A 12,897-nucleotide genomic window follows, 5' to 3' on the forward strand; every position below is an offset into this window, starting at 1 on the left:
CCGCGGGGAAGGGGCCCGCGGCCGGGCCTACAGCTCGCCTTTGGTCTCCAGCCGCAGGAACGCGCGCGCGATCGGCTGCGCGGTGAGCGCCGCCTGCCAGCGGCGCGCCCCGAGCCGCCGCAGCTCCGCGCCGATCACCGACGCGGACGGCTCGTCCGGCGGCGTCCACGCGAGGCGCCGGACCACGTCGGGCTGCAGCAGGTTCTCCGCGGGCATCGAGTTCTCCTCGGCGAGCCCGGCGACGACGGCGCGCACGGCGGTGAGCCGCTTCGCGGCCTCCGGGTCGCGGTCGGCCCAGCGGTGCGCGGGCGGCGGACCGTCCCCGGGCAGGTTCGCGGCGGGCAGCCGGCGGTCGGGCAGCTCGCGGGCGCGCGTCACGGCGCGCAGCCACGCCGACTGGTGCCGCCGGGCGGCGCGGCCCCGCATGGTGGGGAGGGCCTGCAGGTCGGCGAGGGTCTGCGGGGCCTGCTGCGCGAGCTCGATGATGGCGGCGTCCTGCAGCACCCGGCCGGGGGACAGGTCCCGCTCCCGCGCGATCTTGTCGCGCATCTCCCACACCGACCGGACGATCGCGAGCGCGCGCCGGTTGCGGATCCGGTGGATCCCGGACGTGCGCCGCCACGGGTCGGCGCGCGGCGGCTTCGGCGGCGTCGCGAGGATCGCCGCGAACTCCTCCAGCGCCCACTCGAGCTTCCCGGCCGCCGTCAGCTCGTCGTGCAGGGCGTCGCGCAGCTCGACGAGCAGCTCGACGTCCAGCGCCGCGTAGCGCAGCCAGTCCTCGGGGAGGGGGCGGCTGGACCAGTCGGCCGCCGAGTACCCCTTCTCCAGCAGGAACCCGAGCACGTTCTCGACCATGGAGCCGAGCCCGACCCGGGGGTAGCCGAGCAGGCGCCCGGCCAGCTCGGTGTCGAACAGCCGCCGGGGGACGAGCCCGACCTCGGCGAGGCACGGCAGGTCCTGGTTGGCGGCGTGCAGGACGATCTCGGCGTCGGCGAGCGCGGCGTCCAGCCCGGACAGGTCGGGGCAGGCCACCGGGTCGATCAGCGCGGTGCCGGCCCCGGCGCGGCGCAGCTGGACCAGGTAGGCGCGCTGCCCGTACCGGTAGCCGGACGCGCGCTCCGCGTCGACCGCGACCGGGCCGTGCCCGGCGGCGAACGCGGCGATGACGCGTTCCAGGCCGGCGGCGTCCGCCACGACCGGCGGGACGCCCTCGCGCGGCTCCAGCAGCGGGACGGCCGCCGGCGCGTCCGCGGGAGCGCCGTTCGACGCATCGGTGGCGGGCGGGTCGCCGCCGGTGGGGTCCGGAACGCTCCCGGCCGCCTTCCGCGCCCCGGAACCACCGTCGGGGCCGGTGGCGCGCGTCTCGGACATTCCCACGATTTCCGTGTTCTCCCCCGCCGCCTCGGTTTCGGACGCTGTGCTCACGCCCCCTACCGTACGTCGCTCAGCCGCCTCCGCCGCCGGGTCCGCCCGGCAGCGCGGCGACTCCGGTGGGCGGCAGGCCCGCCGTGGTGCACATCACCTCGATCCACGCGGCGACGTGGCCGGCCACGTCGTCGCCGGTCGGGGACCACGAGGCGCGCAGTTCCAGCTCGGTGGTGGACGGCTCGTCGCGCTTGTCGCCGAAGCTCTCGGAGACCGCACGGGTGATCGTTCCGGACACGCCCGCGTAGCCGACCGGTTCGAGGGCCTCGAGCAGCCAGTCCCACGCGACGGAGCCGATCAGCTCGTCGGCGGCGATGTCGGGCTCGAGGTCGGCGCGGATGTAGGCGACGACGCGGAACCCGTTCGTCCAGCCGTCCTGGCCCTCCGGGTCGTACAGGACGATCAGCCGTCCGGTGGCGACCTCGGTGTCGTCGTCGCGGTAGACGCTGCCGGACAGCGCCGCCGCGTGCGGCGCGAGCCGCTGCGGGGCGGGCATGTCCTCGAGGTCGAGCTCCGGCCGGACGGCCGGGCCCTCGAGGAACTCGCGGAACGTGTCGAGGACCCGCTGGAAGGCGGGCGGCGTCATGGGCGCACCGGCCGGTGCGTGCGGGCGGGCGTCGGGCCGGTGATGCCGGGGCGGGTGGCCGCCGCGCGCGGCGACGGGCGGAGATGGAGGGGGAACAGGCACAGCACAGGTTGTTTCGTTTCGGGGGCCGGGCCGGTCAGGCCGCGGTCCGCGTGGAGGCGCCGTCGCCGGACGCGCCGGCGGTGCGGCGGGCGGACGGGCGGGAGGAGGCGTCGTCGCGGGCGCGCGCGGGATCGCGCGCGGGATCGGGGGCCGGGTCGGGACCGACCAGGACGGCCGTGCCGCAGTCGACGCACGCGCGCTCGGGACAGTCGGGACCGTGCCCGTCGGGGCACGGCGGCTGCTCGAACATACGTTCATCACCGCAGGTGGAGCAGTACAAGGGGGAACCTCCCTCACCTATGACACGGATCACGTTCGCATGAGCCGCCGACAGAATGCGGGACTTCGCTCGGCGTGTCCGGAACTTCATGCGCCCACCGGACGTACGCGCGTCGCCGCGCCGGGACTCTACGCGCTCCGCGGGAGTGCGGGGTCGGTGCGTGGCCGTGCGTGTTTCGTGGGACCATCTCAGACGTGGTTGACAACGAGAGCCCGTTCCTGCGGGCCTGCCGCCGCCAGCCGGTCCCGCACACGCCCGTGTGGTTCATGCGGCAGGCGGGGCGGTCGCTGCCGGAGTACCTGCGGGTGCGCGAGGGCGTGCCGATGCTGGAGTCCTGCACCCGGCCGGAGATGATCGTCGAGATCACGATGCAGCCGGTGCGCCGGTACGCCGTGGACGCCGCGATCTTCTTCAGCGACATCATGGTGCCGCTCAAGGCGATCGGCGTCGACCTCGACATCAAGCCCGGCGTCGGCCCGGTGATCGCCGACCCGATCCGGGACGCGGCGGGCCTCGGCGCGCTGCGCCCGCTCGAACCGGACGACGTCCCGTACGTGGCCGAGGCCGTCGCGGGCCTCGTCGGCGAGCTGGGCGGCACGCCGCTGATCGGCTTCGCGGGCGGCCCGTTCACGCTCGCCTCGTACCTGATCGAGGGCGGCCCGTCCAAGAACCACGAACGCACCAAGGCCATGATGTACGGCGAGCCCGAGCTGTGGTCCGCCCTCATGGAGCGGCTCGCCGACCTCACGATCGAGTTCCTGAAGATCCAGGTCGCCGCGGGCGCGAGCGCCGTCCAGCTGTTCGACTCCTGGGTGGGCGCGGTCGCCGAGCAGGACTACCGCGCGTCGGTGCTGCCGCACACCCGCCGGATCTTCGCGGCGGTCGAGCCGCTGGGCGTCCCGCGCATCCACTTCGGCGTCGGCACCGGCGAGCTGCTCGGCCCGATGGGCGAGGCCGGCGCGGACGTCGTCGGCGTCGACTGGCGGGTGCCGCTGGACGAGGCCGTCGGCCGCGTCGAGCCCGGCAAGGCCCTGCAGGGCAACCTCGACCCCGCGATCCTGTTCGCCCCGTGGGAGACGGTCGAGGAGCGCGCGCGCGACGTCCTCGCCCGCGGCCGCACGGCGGAGGGGCACATCTTCAACCTCGGGCACGGCGTGCTGCCGTCCACGGACCCCGACGTGCTGGCCCGCCTCGCGGACCTGGTCCACGAGGCGAGCGCGGAGCGCACGTCCTGACGTTCGCGCGGGTCAGGGGTTCCCGCCGGTGCCGCCGGTGGACGGCGGGCCGGACGGCCCCGGCGGCGGGGCGCCCGGGCCCGTGGCGCCCGGGACGTGCGGCGCGGGCGCGAGACGTCCGCGCGAGTCCGTCCACGCGCGGAACCGCGCGCGCAGCCGGTGCCGGAGCAGGTAGACCGGGACGGCCAGCACCGCGAGCGTCACGAGGAACGGCAGCAGCCAGCCGAGCATGACGGCGATCCCGCCGGCGAACGTGCTGAAGGCGTCCCAGCCGTCCCGCAGGCCGCCGAGGAAGCCGCCCGCCTCGTCCTCCTTGGGCTCGTTCTTGGGCTCGACCTTGCCGACCAGGGTGACGGTGAGGGTCGCGTAGCCGGTGCTCGCCTGGAGCGCCTTGTGCCGGGCCTGCAGCGACTCCAGGTCCGACTCCCGCTCGGAGATCTCGTCCTCGAGCTTCATGATCTCGTCGAGGGACTCGGCGCGCTCCAGCAGCTTGCGGAACGACGCGAGCGTCGCCTCCGCCGACCGGACGCGGCTCTCGACGTCGGCGACCTCCGCCGTGACGTCCTCCGCCTCCTGCGTCAGCGACAGCTTCTCGCCCAGCTCCGAGCTCAGCCGCGCCAGCAGGTCCGCGTAGCGGTCGGCGGGGATCCGCAGCGCGATCTCGGCGCGCGGCGGGCGGCTGCTCGCCGACTCCCGCCCCACGTAGCCGCCCGCCGCGGTCGCGAGCTGCTTGGCCCTGACCGCGGCCTTCTCCACGTCGTCCGCGCGCACCCTGAGCTCGGACGTGTAGACGACGGCGCGGGACGCGGACGGCAGCTTCGCGTCCGAGCCGCGGGCGCCCTGCTCCCCGCCGCTCCCGCCGCCCTCCTCGCCCTCCGCGGCGCTCGGCTCCTTCTGCAGGGCGGCGCCGCCGCCCTGCCGGGCCCCCTCGTCGCGGGCCTCGGCGGGCGCGCCGCCCGCCGACTCGCTCCCGCCCGAGCAACCGGCGAGCAGCCCGGCCAGGAGTAGGGTGACCAACACGAATGTCGCTTGCCTGACGCTTCTGGCGATCCGCATGCGGCTTGGACGGAGTGGTGCAGATCACCGTTCCGCGGGGCGAATCGCGATACGGGCACGAACCGGGCACGTCCGGGTCACGGCCGGCGCCCCCGCCGGGCCGGCCGCGCCCCGGACGGGCCGGTGGATCAGCGGCCCGTGGGCTGGTCGGTCAGCAGCATCGGCCCGCCGATGTTCACGTCTCCGAGCAGCCACAGGTGGCCGGTGCCCGGGACGACGGCCATCGCCGTCCCGTGGAAGTTGCTCCGGTTCGGCGCCGGGGTGGTCCGCACCCGCCGCCACGTCCCGCCGTCGAGGCGCAGCAGCCCGGGCTCGGCGGGCTCGTGCAGGGAGTGGCCGAGGGCCCAGACCGTCCCGTCCGGCCCCGGGACGAGCTTGCTCAGCTCGTTGAGGCCCGCGGGCGGCTCGACGTCCGTCCACGACGCGCCGTCCCAGCGCATGATGACGGGCGTGGCCGGAGACGTACGGTGGTTCGTGCCGACGGCCCACGCCTCGGTGGGCGACACCCCGAGCACGTCCGTCATCCACGCCGACCCCGGGGGCTGCTCGACCGGGACGTCGCGCCACTCCCGGCCGTCGAATCGGCGCGCGACCGTGTCGCCGCTGTACCGGTCGGACCTGCCCAGCATCCAGATGTCGTCGTCCGCCCGGATGTCCGCGGCGTTCAGCGTGCCGTCCCGGAAGGCCGGCGGCGCCACGTGCGTCCACGCGTCGCCCGTCCGGCGGTAGACGCCGCCCGTGCTCAGCAGCCAGACGTCCGCGCCCCGCACCTGCAGCCCGGCGGAGGTCGAGCCCGCCGGGAGCTCGACCTCGGTGAAGGCGGTCCCGGTGAAGCGGGCGACGTACGGCTCGCTGGAGCCGTCCAGGTGGCGGGTGCCGTTGATCCAGACGTCCTCCGGCCCGGCGGCGTGCACGCCGGTGATGGTGCCGTGGCGGGACAGGCCGCCGAGGTCGTACTCGACCCAGCGGTCGCCCGTCCAGCGCCGCACGACCGGGTTGCCGGGGATGGTCTTCCCGGTGCCCGGGATGGGGCCGGGCACGACGATCTCGCCCTGGAGGCCGCTGATCCAGACGCTGTCGGGGGACGCGGCGGCGAGGCCGTAGAGGTGGTTGTTCGGCCAGAACCAGGGCAGCCCCACGGAGGCGAGGCCGAGGGGCGCGGCGGGGTCGGGCGCCGTCGCGGCGGTCGCGGCGGAGGCGGGGACGGAGGCGGCGGCCGGGGGCACGGCCAGCGCGAGGCCGGCGCACAGCACGCCGGCGCCCGCGCGGCGGAGGAACGTCCGAAGATCCATGGATGCCAGTATTCACTGGCGGAGTCGTGCCCGCTTGTCATCCGCGGCACAAAAACCGCCCGGCGCGGGGCCGCAGCGGACGCCCCGGTGCACGATCCGGCGGGACGTCTGGAAAGGTGGAGGCATGACCACGTCCCATGCCGTCGTCATCGGAGGCGGCATCGCGGGCCTCGCCGCAGCACGCCTCCTCGCCCGCGCGGGCGTCCGGACGACCGTGCTGGAGGGCTCCCCCCGGATCGGCGGAAAGCTGCGCGTCAGCGAGATCGCCGGGCTCCCGGTCGACGAGGGCGCCGAGTCGATGCTCGCGCGCCGCCCCGAGGGCCTCGGCCTCGTCCGCGACCTCGGCCGCGCGGACGATCTCGTGCACCCCGGCACCACGTCGTCGGGCATCCGCAGCCGCGGCGCGCTCCGCCCCATCCCGTCCGGCCAGGTGATGGGCGTCCCCTCCGACCTCAAGGCGCTCGCCGCGGCGCAGGTGCTGTCCCCGGCCGGGCTCGCCCGGGTGCCCCTCGACCGCGTGCTGCCCGAGACGCCGCTCGGCGCCGACGTGTCGGTCGCCGGCTACATCGGCGCCCGCGTCGGCTCCGAGGTCGTCGACCGGCTCGTCGAGCCGCTGCTCGGCGGCGTCTACGCGGGCCGCACCGAGCTGCTGTCGTTCGAGGCGACGATGCCGGCCGTCGCCGCCGCCGCGCGCTCCCACCGGTCGCTGATCGACGCGGTGCAGAGCGTCCGCGACGCCGCCCCGAAGGACTCCGGCCCCGTCTTCACCACCCTCCCCGGCGGCCTCGGCACGCTGCCCGGGCTGGTCGCGGGCGACCTGACCGCGGCGGGCGGCACCGTCCGCACCGGCGCGATGGTCCGCGAACTGCGGCGCCGCCCGGACGGCTGGCGCCTCACGGTCGGGCCCGCCCGGGCGCCCGAGACGCTCGACGCCGACGCCGTGGTGGTCGCGGTCCCGGCCGCGCCCGCGTCCCGCCTCCTGGCGGCGGACGTGCCCGCCGCCGCGACCGCCCTCGCCGGCATCGAGTACGCGAGCATGGCGATCGTCACGCTCGCCTACCCCGTCACCGCGTTCCCCGAGCTCCCGGCGGGCAGCGGCTACCTCGTCCCGGCCGTGGAGAACGCGCACGGGGTGAAGGCCGTGACGTTCAGCTCCGTAAAATGGCCCCACCTGCGCGACCGCGATCCCGGCCTCGTCGCCGTGCGGTGCTCCATCGGCCGGTTCGGCGAGGAGCACACCCTGCAGCGGACCGACGAGGAGCTGATCGCGGCGGCGACGGCGGAGCTGGCCGCGACCTGCGGCGCCTCCGACGTGCCCGCCGCCACCCGGGTGACCCGCTGGGGCGGCGGTCTCCCGCAGTACAACGTCGGCCACGCCGACCGCGTGGCCCGGGTCCGCGCGGCGGTCGCCGCGCAGCCGGGGCTGGCCGTCGCGGGCGCCGCCTACGACGGCCTCGGCGTCCCCGCGTGCCTCGCCACGGCGCGCGCGGCGGCCGACCGGGTACTGGACCACCTGCGCAGTCGAGAAGGAGCAGCGACATGACCGAGTCCGCGGCGAAGCCGAAGGCCCGCGACCTGAACAAGCAGATCCGCTACACCATGTGGTCGGTCTTCCGGGTGTCGCGCCCGGGCGAGATCGGCGAGAAGGACGCCGCCGAAGTGCAGGACCTCCTGGACCAGGCGGGCCAGAAGGACGTCACCACCCGCGGCCTCTACGACGTCGCCGGGCTCCGCGCCGACGCCGACTACATGTTCTGGTGGCACGCGCCGAGCTCCGACGACCTGCAGGAGGTCTACAGCCGGTTCCGCCGCACGTCCATGGGGCGCGCGAGCGAGCCCGTCTGGTCGCAGATGGCGCTGCACCGCCCGGCGGAGTTCAACAAGAGCCACATCCCCGCGTTCCTCGCCGACGAGGAGCCCCGCGCGTACGTGTGCGTGTACCCGTTCGTCCGGTCCCTGGAGTGGTACCTGCTGCCGGACGAGGAGCGCCGCGCCATGCTCGCCGAGCACGGCAAGATGGCCCGCGACTACCCGGACGTCCGCGCCAACACGGTGTCGGCGTTCGCGCTCGGCGACTTCGAGTGGATGCTCGCCTTCGAGGCCGACGAGTTGCACCGGATCGTCGACCTCATGCGGCACCTGCGCGGCGCGAAGGCCCGCCTGCACACGCGCGAGGAGATCCCGTTCTACACGGGCCGCCGCAAGCCGCTGGGCGAGCTCATCGCGTCCCTCCCGTAGGGCCGGTCGCTAGTCGCCGCCCCCGAGGCCGCCGGTCAGGGCTCGCCGCCCCCGCCGCCGAAGTCGCCGCCGTCGCCGTACCGCCGGTCGGCCGAGGGGCCGGCGGAGCCGCCCCACCCTCTGGCGCGGAACCCGCCGCGCGAGAGGCGCACCCGCTTCGGGACCGGTTCGCAGAGCACCGCGCGCATCTTGGCGTCCCCGACGGCAGACGGCCCGAGCGCGGCGAGCCGGGCGACGTCCGGGGACGTCCCGTCCGGCGGGAACTCGGGCAGGACGCCCCGCCGCGCGGCGTCCAGGACGACGCGGCCCTCGCGCGTCGGCCGGAGCCGGCGCAGTTTCCCCGCGCCCAGCAGCCCGCCGTCGATCAGGCCGTCGCAGACGTCCCACACCGCGTCGGCCGCGGCGCCGAAGAGGAGCAGGTCGGCCAGCGGCGTCCCGGCGTGCGGCACCTTCTTCAGCAGCGCCGCCTGCACCGGGTCGGGCACGGGGTCGTCGTCGTCCTCGCCGACGGCCGGGTCGACGCGGTGCGTCAGCCGGGACACCCGCACGACGCCCCGCTCGTACAGCGCGAGCAGCGCCGCCTGCACCACCCGCTCCGGGCCGCCGGACAGGAACGCGATCTCGTAGGGACCGATCATGGTGACCCCCTCGGGGCGTGCCGTCGCCTCTTGGACGCGCGGCACGCTCGGGAGGTTGCCGGGGACCGGCACGGCGGCGCCGGCCGGCGTTACTCGGCGGGCTCGAGGGTCAGCGAGATCGAGTTGATGCAGTAGCGGTCGTCGGTCGGGGTGTCGTAGCCCTCACCGTGGAACACGTGCCCGAGGTGCGAGTCGCACGTCGCGCACCGCACCTCGGTGCGGACCATGCCGAGGGACCGGTCGTCGCGCAGGACGACCGCGTCCGAGTCGGCCGGCGCGAAGAACGACGGCCAGCCGCAGTGGCTCTCGAACTTGGTCTCCGACCGGAACAGTTCGGTGCCGCAGGCGCGGCAGCGGTAGACGCCGACGGTCTTGGTGTCGGTGTACTCGCCGGTGAACGGCTTCTCGGTGCCCGCCTCCCGGAGCACGTGGTACTCCTCGGGCGACAGCTCGGCCCGCCACTCGTCCTCGCTCTTGCGGATCTTCTCCATGCCCTCGAACGTACCCGGCGCCTCCGGGGGAATGTCGCACCCCTGGGTTAACGTGCACCTATGGCCTCGCCCTTCATCGAGATCCCGGTCGGGGATCGGCTCGTCAAGGTGTCCAATCCCGACAAGCCGTACTTCCCGCAGCACGGCTACACCAAGCGGCAGCTGGTGGAGTACTACCTGGCCGTGGGGGAGGGGATCCTGCGCGCCACCCGCGACCGCCCGACGACGCTGGAACGCTGGCCCGCCGGGGTGTTCGAAGGCGCCAAGATGGCCACCCGGGAGGACTACGCCCGCGGCCAGGCGGGCATGGGCGCCGGCAAGTCCGACGCGTTCTACCAGAAGCGCATCCCGAAGGGCGCGCCCGACTGGGTGCCCACCGCGCGGATCAAGTTCCCCAGCGGCCGGTACGCCGACGAGGTGTGCCCGTCCGAGGTCGCCGTGATCGCCTGGGCCGCCAACCTCGGCACGCTGACGTTCCACCCCTGGCCCGTCCGCAAGGGCGACGTCGACCACCCGGACGAGCTGCGCATCGACCTCGACCCGCAGCCGGGCACCGACTTCGCCGACGCCGTGCGGGTCGCGCTCGGCCCCGCCCGCGACCTGCTCGGCGAACTCGGCTACACCGGCTACGTCAAGACGTCCGGGAAGGCCGGCGTGCACATCTACGTCCGGATCGAGCCGCGCTGGACGTTCACCGAGGTGCGGCGGGCCGCGCTCGCGTTCGGCCGCGAGGTCGAGCGGCGCGCCCCGTCCGAGGTGACCACCCGCTGGTGGAAGGAGGAGCGCGGCGAGCAGATCTTCATCGACTTCAACCAGAACGCCCGCGACCGCACCATCGCCTCGGCCTACAGCGTCCGCCCGGCCCCGCACGCGCCCGTCTCGGCGCCCGTCACCTGGGACGAGCTGGGCGACGTCGACCCGCGCGACCTCACCATCGCCACGATGCCCGACCGGTTCGCGAAGGTCGGCGACCTGCACGCGACCATCGACGACGCCGCGTTCTCGCTCGAGCCGCTGCTCGAGATGGCCGACCGCGACGAGAACGACCACGGCCTCGGCGACATGCCGTACCCGCCGAACTATCCGAAGATGCCCGGCGAGCCCAAGCGCGTCCAGCCCAGCAAGGACACCGACAACAAGTGAGGCCGCCGCCCCCCGGGAGGGGAGCGGCGGCCCCGCGTCACGCGGTGACGCCGGTCAGTGGAAGCGGCGCTCCTGCACCGGCAGGCCGACCTCGGCCGGGCCGCGCCACGCCGACTTCGGCCGCGGGACGACGAGGTTCGCCGGGGCGTCCCCGGTCGTCTCCACCACCGGGAACCGGATCGAGCTGGACGCCAGGTCCACGGTCACCGCCGCGCCCGTCGGCGTCTCGGTGGTGTAGTCGGCGTCCGTCCCGGCCAGCACCAGCCCCAGCCGGTGCCCCTTCTTCAGGACGTACTCCTGGCTCAGCGTCTCCCAGCGGATGCTCTCGAACTCGCCGGGCGTCAGCGGCTCGGGATCGCTCAGCGAGCCGTGGTTCTGCACGTCCAGCCAGCCGCGCGCGATCACGTTGACCGGCGACGTCGTCGTGGTCACCCGCGTCTCCCGGTAGCACGCGTCGTCGAACGCCGTGCTCGCCCCGTGGCAGCTCTCGGTGCCGAGCGTCTCGATGCCCGAGCCGGGGCCGAGATGGTCGACGCGCTCGGCCGTCCCGTAGTCGACGAGCAGCGCCGTGACGTTCGCGGTCGGCCGGTCGAGCTTCACCCGCAGCCGGACGTCCGGGGTGCCCGACAGCCGCCCGGAGTTCGGCAGCGGCCCCGACACGAACGCCGCCCGGTACGGCCGGTCGGCCGTCGGGTCCTCGACCATCGCGCCCTCGGAGTACCCGTTCCCCTCGGGGCCCGCCGCGTCGGCGAACGTCGCGGTGTCGCCCTTCGGGGTCCGCTGCTGCGCGAGCGTCCCGTCGGCGCGGGGCCGCAGGATCACCGTCTCCGCGTCCCGCGACGGCCAGTCGTCCTGCGTGATCCACTCGTCCGGCCCGACCTCGATGTCGGCGCGCGGCTCGTCCATGATCCCGTTGTCGATGCCGTGCAGCTCGTGGTCGAACCAGCGGTGCAGCGTCCGCACCCACTCGTCCCGGCGGAAGTCGAACGGGTCCACGTGCCCGCGCTGCGTCAGCCACACCTTCCGCTTCACGTCGTGCTGCGCGAGCTCCTCCCACCACAGCGAGAAGTGGTCGTCCTTGACGTTGAGGTCGTTCACGCCGTGCACCGCGAACACGCTGGCGCGCACGTTGGCCGCCCGCCCGATCGTCCCGTGCCGGTAGTCCGTCGTCTTCCAGTAGGCGTTGTAGTTCCCGGTCGCGTCGTCCTCGCCCTCGTCGAGGTCGGCGTTCACGGCGGCGCACTTCGCCGGCGGGTCCGTGTCGACGTAGCCCGCGAGCCACGGCTGCTCGTCCGTCCAGTACTTCACGCCGTTCATCCGGCTGTAGTTGTACCAGCCGCTGATCGCCGCGATCGGGACGATCGTCTCCAGCCCCTCGACGCCCGTCGCCGCGACCCCGTTCGCGAGCGTCCCGTCGTACGACTTGCCGATCATCGCGGTGCTGCCGGTCGTCCAGTCGGCCGCGACCGGGGTGCCGTCCGCCCGGAACGCCTTCGCGCGCCCGTTCAGCCAGTCGACGACCGCCTTCCCGCCCAGCACGTCCGACGGCCCGCCGCTCACCGGGCAACCGTCGGACCGGGTCGTCCCGACCATGTCAACGGCCAGGAACGCGTACCCGCGGGGGACGAAGTAGTTGTCGTAGTACAGGGGGAACTTCAGCGGGTCGCCGTTCCCGTCGTAGGACTTGCGCTCGCTCTCGTTGCCGCGTCCCGCGTTGTCGTAGTACGGGCTCTCGTCCATGACCACCGGGACCTTGAGGCCCTGCTCGGTCTCCCGCGGCCGGACGATGTCGACGTTGACGCGGTCGAGTTCCCCGTCGCGGTCGCTGTCCACCTGCGTCTGCACGTACACGTGCTCGCGGATGGCGTCCTCGTACGAGAAGACGGGCTGCGTCACGCCGTCCTTCACCACGATCTCGGGCGCCGTCCGGGCGAGCGCCGTCCCGCCGCCCGCGGCGAGCGCCGCGCCGGTCAGCACGGCGATCGCGGCCGTCCGCCGCCTCAGGGGTCTCCTGGTCAACCCGCACCTCCGGGAGTGGGAAATGATCTCTACCGGAGCACACGTTCCCGAACGCGCGGCACGAGGTAAAGAGCGGTGCTCTGCCAACTCGCCGCATTTTTGGTCATGTCCTGCCCTTGCGCCCGGCCGTCCGATGCGGATCGCGAGGTGCAAGGCCGCCCGAAGTGGGAACCCCGCCACCATGGGATGGCATTACCGAAAATCGATCCGGCTCGGACCCTTCCGGCTCAACCTGTCGAGACACGGAGTCGGCCACAGCGTCGGCGCCCGCGGCGCCCGCTACACCCGGTCCGCGCACGGCCACCGCTACCTGACCCTCCGCATCCCCGGCACCGGCCTCTCCTGGCGCCGCCCCCTCCGCCGCCGCCCCCACCGCCGCCGCTGACCCGCGC

General features: G+C 74.6%; 13 protein-coding genes. 5 read left to right on the forward strand and 8 right to left on the reverse strand.

The annotated features are described in order from the left end of the window. Positions 1-27 precede the first annotated feature (27 nt). The 3 genes from AB0L25_RS23510 to AB0L25_RS23520 all read right to left on the reverse strand — a co-directional run bounded on the left by AB0L25_RS23510 (position 28) and on the right by AB0L25_RS23520 (position 2,363). Positions 28-1,425 carry a ribonuclease D gene (locus AB0L25_RS23510; RefSeq protein ID WP_500174807.1) on the reverse strand — a complete coding sequence of 466 codons (1,398 nt, stop codon included), beginning with the start codon at positions 1,423-1,425 and terminating at the stop codon, positions 28-30. A 19-nt stretch (positions 1,426-1,444) separates the two neighbouring features. Further along, on the reverse strand, positions 1,445-2,011 hold the full coding sequence (locus tag AB0L25_RS23515; RefSeq protein ID WP_500174808.1) for a DUF3000 domain-containing protein: 567 nt from the start codon (positions 2,009-2,011) through the stop codon (positions 1,445-1,447). A 136-nt stretch (positions 2,012-2,147) separates the two neighbouring features. Then, a complete protein-coding gene (locus tag AB0L25_RS23520; RefSeq protein WP_500174810.1) occupies positions 2,148-2,363 on the reverse strand; it encodes a hypothetical protein in 216 nt (71 codons plus the stop codon). Positions 2,364-2,611: 248 nt separating this feature from the next. Here AB0L25_RS23520 and hemE point away from each other — a divergent pair, with 248 nt between their 5' ends. After that, positions 2,612-3,628 carry a uroporphyrinogen decarboxylase gene (gene hemE, locus AB0L25_RS23525; RefSeq protein ID WP_500174875.1) on the forward strand — a complete coding sequence of 339 codons (1,017 nt, stop codon included), beginning with the start codon at positions 2,612-2,614 and terminating at the stop codon, positions 3,626-3,628. A 12-nt stretch (positions 3,629-3,640) separates the two neighbouring features. Here hemE and AB0L25_RS23530 read toward each other — a convergent pair whose 3' ends face one another. Further along, positions 3,641-4,645, reverse strand: coding sequence for a DUF4349 domain-containing protein (locus tag AB0L25_RS23530; RefSeq protein ID WP_500174811.1), 1,005 nt, complete (start codon positions 4,643-4,645; stop codon positions 3,641-3,643). A gap of 167 nt (positions 4,646-4,812) precedes the next feature. Continuing rightward, entirely contained in the window at positions 4,813-5,976 is a 1,164-nt protein-coding gene (locus tag AB0L25_RS23535) for a hypothetical protein (protein WP_500174812.1), read from the reverse strand. A gap of 124 nt (positions 5,977-6,100) precedes the next feature. On the opposite strand from AB0L25_RS23535, the gene hemG reads away from it, so the two are divergent. Next, positions 6,101-7,519 carry a protoporphyrinogen oxidase gene (gene hemG, locus AB0L25_RS23540; RefSeq protein ID WP_500174813.1) on the forward strand — a complete coding sequence of 473 codons (1,419 nt, stop codon included), beginning with the start codon at positions 6,101-6,103 and terminating at the stop codon, positions 7,517-7,519. Then, entirely contained in the window at positions 7,516-8,214 is a 699-nt protein-coding gene (gene hemQ / locus AB0L25_RS23545) for a hydrogen peroxide-dependent heme synthase (RefSeq protein ID WP_500174814.1), read from the forward strand. Before hemG ends, hemQ begins: the two co-directional genes overlap by 4 nt. Positions 8,215-8,249: 35 nt before the next feature. Here the strand turns inward: hemQ and AB0L25_RS23550 are convergent, their stop codons facing one another. Both AB0L25_RS23550 and msrB read right to left on the reverse strand, forming a co-directional pair. Next, positions 8,250-8,924 carry a TIGR04222 domain-containing membrane protein gene (locus AB0L25_RS23550; RefSeq protein WP_500174815.1) on the reverse strand — a complete coding sequence of 225 codons (675 nt, stop codon included), beginning with the start codon at positions 8,922-8,924 and terminating at the stop codon, positions 8,250-8,252. A 17-nt stretch (positions 8,925-8,941) separates the two neighbouring features. Then, positions 8,942-9,343, reverse strand: coding sequence for a peptide-methionine (R)-S-oxide reductase MsrB (gene msrB, locus AB0L25_RS23555; RefSeq protein ID WP_500174816.1), 402 nt, complete (start codon positions 9,341-9,343; stop codon positions 8,942-8,944). 60 nt (positions 9,344-9,403) lie between these two features. On the opposite strand from msrB, the gene AB0L25_RS23560 reads away from it, so the two are divergent. Beyond that, complete coding sequence (locus AB0L25_RS23560; protein ID WP_500174817.1) at positions 9,404-10,486, forward strand: DNA polymerase domain-containing protein; 1,083 nt, start codon at positions 9,404-9,406, stop codon at positions 10,484-10,486. Between the two features lie 54 nt (positions 10,487-10,540). On the opposite strand, the gene AB0L25_RS23565 is transcribed toward AB0L25_RS23560, so the two are convergent. Beyond that, positions 10,541-12,505, reverse strand: coding sequence for a Xaa-Pro dipeptidyl-peptidase (locus tag AB0L25_RS23565; RefSeq protein WP_500174818.1), 1,965 nt, complete (start codon positions 12,503-12,505; stop codon positions 10,541-10,543). 181 nt (positions 12,506-12,686) lie between these two features. Between AB0L25_RS23565 and AB0L25_RS23570 the strand changes: the two genes are divergently transcribed. Continuing rightward, positions 12,687-12,890 (forward strand): DUF4236 domain-containing protein, encoded by a 204-nt coding sequence (locus AB0L25_RS23570; protein WP_500174819.1) that lies wholly within the window; start codon positions 12,687-12,689, stop codon positions 12,888-12,890. Positions 12,891-12,897: the final 7 nt, after the last annotated feature.

This window comes from Spirillospora sp. NPDC052242, assembly GCF_040679555.1.
In the GTDB taxonomy this organism is placed as follows: Bacteria; Actinomycetota; Actinomycetes; order Streptosporangiales; family Streptosporangiaceae; genus Spirillospora.

What these genes read in the sequence shown, in the direction of transcription:
- AB0L25_RS23515 (WP_500174808.1), bottom strand. Translation starts at nt 2,011, where the DNA reads ATGACGCCGCCCGCCTTCCAGCGGGTCCTCGACACGTTCCGCGAGTTC.
- msrB (WP_500174816.1), bottom strand. Translation starts at nt 9,343, where the DNA reads ATGGAGAAGATCCGCAAGAGCGAGGACGAGTGGCGGGCCGAGCTGTCG.
- hemG (WP_500174813.1), top strand. Translation starts at nt 6,101, where the DNA reads ATGACCACGTCCCATGCCGTCGTCATCGGAGGCGGCATCGCGGGCCTC.
- AB0L25_RS23570 (WP_500174819.1), top strand. Translation starts at nt 12,687, where the DNA reads ATGGGATGGCATTACCGAAAATCGATCCGGCTCGGACCCTTCCGGCTC.
- AB0L25_RS23560 (WP_500174817.1), top strand. Translation starts at nt 9,404, where the DNA reads ATGGCCTCGCCCTTCATCGAGATCCCGGTCGGGGATCGGCTCGTCAAG.
- AB0L25_RS23520 (WP_500174810.1), bottom strand. Translation starts at nt 2,363, where the DNA reads ATGTTCGAGCAGCCGCCGTGCCCCGACGGGCACGGTCCCGACTGTCCC.
- hemQ (WP_500174814.1), top strand. Translation starts at nt 7,516, where the DNA reads ATGACCGAGTCCGCGGCGAAGCCGAAGGCCCGCGACCTGAACAAGCAG.
- AB0L25_RS23535 (WP_500174812.1), bottom strand. Translation starts at nt 5,976, where the DNA reads ATGGATCTTCGGACGTTCCTCCGCCGCGCGGGCGCCGGCGTGCTGTGC.